This is a genomic window from Pseudarthrobacter linnaei (assembly GCF_055412825.1).
On the sequence record NZ_JBVAYX010000019.1, the window covers coordinates 60,473 to 67,161 of the forward strand.

Genomic DNA, 6,689 nt, shown 5'->3' on the forward strand with positions numbered 1-6,689 from the left:
CGGCGCTTCAGTCGAGCAATTCCCACACGACGTTGACGGTAGCGCTGATGCTGGATTCTCCGGCCTCCATGGTGAGCGACTCCACCGCGGCCGCCCGCTGCATTTTCGCCACCGGGATCGGCGCCGGGTAACCGGTCTGCTGCGTAAGGGATACCACCTTTCCCAACGAGGCCCCGGCGAGGGACGCGAAGTGCCCGGCCGTGGTGTGGGCGTCCTGCCAGGCCGCCTCGCGGGCCCGGGCGGTGACAGCGGAGGGATCAGCGAAGCCGAGCTCCAGCCCGTTGAGCCGGACATCGTTTCCGCCGGCCGCCACCGCGGCCGCGATGACCTCAGACGACGAGCCCAGCTCCCTGAACCGGACACTCAGCACGCTGGAGGCCAGGTAGCCCGAGACAACCTGGCCCCGGCCCTCCTGCCAGTTCACCTCGGCGCGGACATTGAGTCCCGACGTCGTGATGTCCGGGTCCGCCACACCGTACCTGCGGAGCGCCGCGGTAATGGCCGCCGAGACGCTGCCCGCCTCGCCGTAGGCCGCACCGACCTCCTCCCGGCGGCACTCGACGCCGATTGAAAGGGTCAGCAGGTCCGGGGCGCCTTCCGCGCTGCCGGATCCGGTGACGGAGATGGTCCTGGGGCTGTCGCTCATGTCATGCCTCGTTCCGCTCGCGGGCCGCCGGGCCCGTCCTGCCGGTCTTCTGGGGTCCGTTGTTTCTGGACCATGGTATTTCGACCTGATGCCTGGAACCGGTCGCTCACCCCGGGGTAGCCGCCGGCCTGCAGCCCGGCGTGCCGTTCAAAGAGGTTGCGCGAGCCGGGGTTGCCGGTCCGGGCCAGGGACCAGCCTGCGGCGAGGAAATACAGCGGCAGGAACGGGAGGCCCAGACACCAGGCGTACTGGGTGCAGTGTCGCTCCTCGTGCCCCAGCAGCGCCGGGTTGGCCAGGGCCTCGGCGGGACCGGCACGGAAGATCACGACATTGCCGACCGTGAAGGCGCCCGCGAAGGGCAACCGCCAGCGGTACCCAGTGGCAATCAGCAGTCCCCGCGGTCCGCGACGGACGGGGGACCGGGCACAGCCGGCGAGCAGCAACCCCAGCGGGGTTGTTGCATTGAGTACATTGGCCAGCTGCCGCAGCCGTTGTCCCGGCGTCATGAGGCCATGCTAGCCGGGGACCAGCCGACGGGATACGAAGCACGAAGGAGGGAAAGGGGATGGGCCGAGGGGCAGGGCCCCGGACGGAGGGGTGTGTTCTTTCGTCAACTGGATCATTCCGTTCGGGGACGCGTTCGGGCAGTTTCGGATGGTTTGCTCTCTCCCGGCATTGAATTCCCGGGTTGGCCCTTGTGAACCGGGTAGCAACTGCCCTCTGGCGTAGTCGAGCCGGTCGGCGTAGATTCCGGCCATGGCAAAGGATCCTGTTGAGACGAATCCGGAGAATTACCGGGTGGTATTTGAGAACGATCGGGTACGTGTGCTCGAGTACACGGACGGCCCCGGTCACACGACGACGGAGCACCATCATCCCGACAGTGTGATGATTACCGCCAGCGCTGTCCGGCGTCGGCTTTCCTCGAACGGGAAGACCACTGAGGTCGAGTTGCCTGCCGGCGTGGCCCGGTGGTTGCCGGACCAGGACCATTCCGGAGAGAACATCGGAGAGACGGACACCCACGCGTTTTTTGTTGAGCTCAAGGAAGCCGCTCCGGGTTCGTCCCGCGATCGGGTTGGTCACCTGGGGCCCACCGAATCCTAGAACGCGTCGCGGAGCAGCCGGACAAGCTTCGGCCACGTTCCCCCGGCGGGGTTCCTGGGTGGGCCAAATCCGGATCGGGTCCAGCACGGCCCAGGTGGTCGAGTCGTGGGCCGAGGACGCTTTCCAGGGCCCGACGGAGGGGAGCCCCGTCACGTTCGGGCACCTAAGCCGGTTCAACTAGACTGGAGGGGAGTGCCCGCCGGAGCTGCTTTGGCGAGCCCTGCCCTTTGTCAGCGCGCCGGTCCCTGCACCTCCAAGGTCCTGTGCGCGTTGCCATGAACCGACTCGTAGCTAAGAACAGTAGATGACTGAAACTTTGCCGGGCGCCGGCGTCCCGAATCCCCTGGATGAAGCCGCCATCACCGCCGCCGTAGACCAGGCCGTCGCAGCCATTGCCGCCGCCTCCACGCTCGATGAACTCAAGGCCGTGCGCCTCGCGCACACCGGTGAGAAGTCCGCGCTGAGCCTCGCCAACCGCGGAATCGGCGGACTGCCGAAGGACCAGAAGGCCGCCGCCGGCAAGCTCATGGGCTCCTCCCGCGGACGCGTCAACAAGGCGCTCGCGGACCGCACGGTCGAGCTCGAAGCCGAGAACGACGCGCGCATCATGGTCGAAGAGACCGTCGACGTCACGGCCGCTCCGCGCCGCCGTCGTGCCGGTGCACGCCACCCGCTTTCCACCCTGCAGGAACGCGTCGCGGACATCTTTGTCGGCATGGGCTGGGAGATCGCCGAAGGACCCGAGGTCGAGTCCGAGTGGTTCAACTTCGACGCGCTCAACTTCAAGCCGGACCACCCCGCCCGCGAAATGCAGGACACCTTCTTCGTGGAGCCGCCCGAGGCCCACCTGCTGATGCGCACCCACACCTCCCCGGTGCAGGTCCGTTCCATGCTGGAACGCGAAGTGCCCATCTACGTGCTGTGCCCCGGCAAGGTCTTCCGCACCGATGAGCTCGACGCCACCCACACCCCGGTGTTCCACCAGTTCGAGGGCCTGGCCATCGACAAGAAGCTCAGCATGGCAGACCTCCGCGGCACCCTGGAGCACTTCGCGCGCCAGATGTTCGGCGACGAGGCCCAGATCCGGCTGCGCCCCAACTACTTCCCGTTCACCGAACCGTCCGCCGAGCTGGACATCTGGCACCCGGGCGCCAAGGGCGGTCCCAGCTGGATCGAATGGGGCGGCTGCGGCATGGTCAACCCCAACGTGCTCCGCGCCGCGGGCATCGACCCGGACATCTATTCAGGCTTTGCCTTCGGCATGGGCATCGAGCGGACCCTCATGTTCCGCAACGAGGTCGGCGACATGCGCGACATGATCGAAGGCGACGTACGTTTCAGCGAGCACTTCGGGATGGAGATCTAACAGTGCGTATCCCACTTTCCTGGCTGCGTGAATTCGCGCAGGTACCGGCCGGAGCAACGGCCGAAGACGTGATGGCCGAACTGGTCAAGGTCGGCTTTGAAGAAGAAGACGTCCACCGTCCCACGGACACCCTCCAGGGCCCCATCGTGGTGGGTCAGGTCCTGAGCATCGTCAAGGAACCCCAGACCAACGGCAAAACCATCAACTGGTGCCAGGTCCGGGTGGTCCCCGAAGGCCAGCAGCAGAGCCTCACCGGCGAGGGCATCGACCCCTCCGGTGTCCAGGGCATCATCTGCGGCGCCCACAACTTCGTGGAAGGCGACAAGGTGGTGGTCACCCTCCCGGGTGCTGTGCTGCCCGGCGACTTCCGCATCTCCGCGCGGAAGACCTACGGCCACCTCTCCGCCGGGATGATCGCTTCCGTGCGCGAGCTCGGCATCGGCGAGGACCACGACGGCATCCTGGTGCTGTCCCGGATCGGTCTGGACCCGGAAATCGGCACCGACGCCATGGAGCTGCTCGGTCTTTATGACCAGGCCGCCGAAATCAACGTCACCCCGGACCGCGGGTATGCGTTCTCCATCCGCGGCGTGGCCCGTGAGTACGCCCACGCCACCGGCACCTCCTTCACCGACCCGGCGTCGAAGGTCCAGGCACCCGCGGAACTGGCCGGCGGCTACGGCGTTAAGCTCAACGACGACGCCCCGATCTACGGCAAGCCCGGCTGCGACCGCTTTGTGGCCCGCACCGTCCGCGGCGTCGACGCCACGAAGCCGACACCCCCGTGGATGACCTCCCGGCTGCGGCTCGCCGGCATCCGCTCGATCTCGCTGCCCGTGGACATCTCGAACTACGTCATGCTCGAACTCGGCCAGCCCATCCACTGCTATGACCTGGACACGCTGTCCGGGGACATCGTGGTCCGCCGTGCCGTGGCCGGGGAAAAGATCACCACCCTGGACGCCAAGGAACGCGCGCTCGACGTCGAGGACCTCCTCATCACCGACGGTTCCGGTGCGATCGGCATCGCCGGCGTGATGGGCGGCGCCGCGACCGAGGTGTCTGACTCCACCCGGAACGTTCTCGTGGAGGCAGCGCACTTCGACGAAGTGTCCATCGCGCGCTCCCGCCGCCGCCACAGGCTCCCGTCCGAGGCGTCCAAGCGCTTCGAACGCGGCGTCGACTGGCAGGTGGCCGGCGTGGCTGCCCAGCGCGTCGTCGACCTCCTGGTCGGCCTCGCCGGCGGCACCGCCGTGGCCGAGGGGACCGACGTCGGCACCGCGCCGGACGCCGTCACCGTCGAACTGCCCGCGGCCTTCGCCGCGGAACGGATTGGAATTGACTTCACCGAGGAGCAGATCCTCACCTCGCTCGAGGATCTGGGTGCCGTCGTTGCGAAGAACGACGACGGGTACCTCGTGACCGCCCCGAGCTGGCGGAACGACCTCGAAACCAAGGAAGACCTCTCCGAGGAGATCGCCCGGCTGGTCGGCTACGACCAGATCCCGGCGTCACTGCCGGTGGCGCCGCCGGGCCGGGGGCTGACCCGCATCCAGCAGCAGCGCCGGCGCCTGGTCCAGGCCCTCGCGGCTTCCGGCCTCACCGAGGTTCTCGCGTACCCGTTCGTCTCCAAGGCCGCCAATGAGACCTTCGGCGTGTCCACGGAAGGAGCGCCGCGCAAGGCCCTCAAGCTGGCTAACCCGATCAGCGAGGAGCAGGGATACCTGCGCACCTCGATCCTGCCGGGCCTGATCGAGGTCGCCAAGCGCAACCACTCGCGCGGGTTCCGCGACCTGGCACTGTTCGAGGCCGGCCTCGTGTTCCTGCCGGGCGACACCCTCGGCACTGCCTCGATCCCGCCGCTTGGGATCAGGCCCAGCGAAGAGGTGCTGGACGGGCTGTACAACGGCGTCCCGGACCAGCCGCTGTACCTCGCCGCCGTGCTCACCGGACACGACTCGCCCGCCGCCGCCGGCCACGCGCCCCGGGCCTGGGACTGGGCGGATGCCCTCGACATCGCCCGGATCGCCGGCGACGTCCTAGGCGTCGAGATCGTCATCAGCCAGGGCCAGCACCAGGCCTTCCACCCGGGACGGACCGCGCAGCTGGCGCTCCGCACCGGCGAGGTCCTGGGCCATGCCGGCGAGCTGCACCCGAAGCTACTGGCCGCCCACGACATGCCCGCACGGTCCGTGGCGCTGGAATTCAACGCGGACGCCCTCTTTGAGGCCGCCGCCGATGTCATCGTCGCCCGGCACATCTCCACGTACCCGGTGGCCACCCAGGACGTCGCCCTGGTGGTGCCGCAGGAGGTACCGGCGGACGAGGTGCTCAGCGCGCTGCGCGAAGGCGCAGGTAAGCTGCTCGAAGACGTCACACTCTTTGACGAATACGCCGGCAAAGGCATTCAAGACGGCAAGAAGTCGCTGGCCTTCAGCCTGCGCTTCCGGGCCGATGACCGCACACTGACCGCCGACGAGGCATCCGCCGCCCGCGAGGCCGCCGTGGCGGTCGCCCATGAGCGCTTCGGGGCAGTCCAACGCTAGAGACTAGGGGGCACAAAGGGACCCTCGCCGTCGCCGGAGTCACCGTCCGATCCGTTCGTCTTGCCGACGTCGGACCGGACGGCGAGGCCTTCCTTGATCCCGCGGAACGCGCGCGTGCCGCGGGCATCACGGACCTGGCTACCCGGCGGGACTTCCTGGCCGGCCGGATCGCGCTGCGGGAGTTCGCCGCCGGGATCCTGGCAGTGCGCCCCGCGGACCTGAGAACCGCCTATTCGTGCCCGGACTGCGGAACGGGCCCGGAGCTTGACCACGGCCGGCCCGGCTACCGGCTCCGCCGGGCGCCTGCCGGCCTGGGTCTGAGCCTGTCCCGCAGCCACGGCTGGGCCTTGCTGGCCGCCGGTCCCGACAGTCCGAACCGTCCCGTCCGTCCCGCCGACGCGGCCGGGGTGACGGTCGGCATTGACCTGGAACACAGCTCCGGCGTCATGTTCCCAGGGTTCGACGGCGTCTGCCTCACCCCTGCGGAACGGCAGCTTCTCTCGGCCCTGGCACCAGAGCAGGCGACGCTCTGGCGAACAACCGCCTGGGCCCGCAAGGAAGCCCTGCTGAAGGCCCGCGGCACCGGACTTCGGGTCGAGCCGGCCTCCGTCGAAGCCTTTGCCGAGCCCCTGGACGGCACGATGCTCGTCGAGGTGGACACCGTTGCCCTGGGCCTTCCCCCGGGCTTTGCCGGCGCGCTGGCCGTCGTGGGCGCTACCTAGCAACTGCCGCCACTTCCGCTGCCCGTGCTGTCAGGGGCCGTTGTTCAACGGGCCGGATACCAGGCTCGTGACGGCAGCTCTGTCCCGTGACGAGGGACCAGTCCCAGTGAACACACCCTCCCCGGGCTTCCGGAGCGCCGACGTCACGCGGCCACTCAGCCAACCAGCCGGGATCAGTATTATTGTCGTAGCCACCCGATAACCTGCGGGTATGGAAAGCACGGTGTGGAGTGCGGAGGGCAGGGAGGCCCTGGCGGCTGTCGCCGCGTCCGTTGCTGCGCTTGCGGCCTTCACCGGCGCCC

The 6,689-nt window shown here is 68.5% G+C and carries 7 protein-coding genes; 4 read left to right on the forward strand and 3 right to left on the reverse strand.

All coding sequences use genetic code 11. The features are described 5' to 3' along the window. Nucleotides 1-7: 7 nt before the first annotated feature. Nucleotides 8-646 (reverse strand): SIMPL domain-containing protein, encoded by a 639-nt coding sequence (locus tag ACZYZ3_RS15090; RefSeq protein ID WP_463964622.1) that lies wholly within the window; start codon nucleotides 644-646, stop codon nucleotides 8-10. Next, nucleotides 643-1,152, reverse strand: coding sequence for a hypothetical protein (locus tag ACZYZ3_RS15095; protein WP_463964623.1), 510 nt, complete (start codon nucleotides 1,150-1,152; stop codon nucleotides 643-645). Before ACZYZ3_RS15095 ends, ACZYZ3_RS15090 begins: the two co-directional genes overlap by 4 nt. Nucleotides 1,153-1,402: 250 nt before the next feature. Between ACZYZ3_RS15095 and ACZYZ3_RS15100 the strand changes: the two genes are divergently transcribed. From ACZYZ3_RS15100 to pheT, 3 genes are all read left to right on the forward strand, one after another. Next, a complete protein-coding gene (locus tag ACZYZ3_RS15100) occupies nucleotides 1,403-1,753 on the forward strand; it encodes a cytoplasmic protein (RefSeq protein ID WP_463964624.1) in 351 nt (116 codons plus the stop codon). A 304-nt stretch (nucleotides 1,754-2,057) separates the two neighbouring features. Continuing rightward, entirely contained in the window at nucleotides 2,058-3,119 is a 1,062-nt protein-coding gene (gene pheS / locus ACZYZ3_RS15105) for a phenylalanine--tRNA ligase subunit alpha (protein ID WP_463964625.1), read from the forward strand. A 2-nt stretch (nucleotides 3,120-3,121) separates the two neighbouring features. Next, a complete protein-coding gene (pheT, locus tag ACZYZ3_RS15110; RefSeq protein WP_463964626.1) occupies nucleotides 3,122-5,665 on the forward strand; it encodes a phenylalanine--tRNA ligase subunit beta in 2,544 nt (847 codons plus the stop codon). Here pheT and ACZYZ3_RS15115 read toward each other — a convergent pair. Further along, entirely contained in the window at nucleotides 5,662-6,003 is a 342-nt protein-coding gene (locus tag ACZYZ3_RS15115; protein ID WP_463964627.1) for a hypothetical protein, read from the reverse strand. The two genes, pheT and ACZYZ3_RS15115, sit on opposite strands and share 4 nt — an antisense overlap. Nucleotides 6,004-6,072: 69 nt before the next feature. Here ACZYZ3_RS15115 and ACZYZ3_RS15120 point away from each other — a divergent pair, with 69 nt between their 5' ends. Beyond that, entirely contained in the window at nucleotides 6,073-6,387 is a 315-nt protein-coding gene (locus ACZYZ3_RS15120; protein WP_463964628.1) for a 4'-phosphopantetheinyl transferase family protein, read from the forward strand. Nucleotides 6,388-6,689 lie beyond the last annotated feature (302 nt).

Excerpts from the sequence above, each read along its gene's own strand:
- ACZYZ3_RS15090 (WP_463964622.1), bottom strand. The coding sequence starts at position 646 with ATGAGCGACAGCCCCAGGACCATCTCCGTCACCGGATCCGGCAGCGCG.
- ACZYZ3_RS15095 (WP_463964623.1), bottom strand. The coding sequence starts at position 1,152 with ATGACGCCGGGACAACGGCTGCGGCAGCTGGCCAATGTACTCAATGCA.
- ACZYZ3_RS15100 (WP_463964624.1), top strand. The coding sequence starts at position 1,403 with ATGGCAAAGGATCCTGTTGAGACGAATCCGGAGAATTACCGGGTGGTA.
- pheS (WP_463964625.1), top strand. The coding sequence starts at position 2,058 with ATGACTGAAACTTTGCCGGGCGCCGGCGTCCCGAATCCCCTGGATGAA.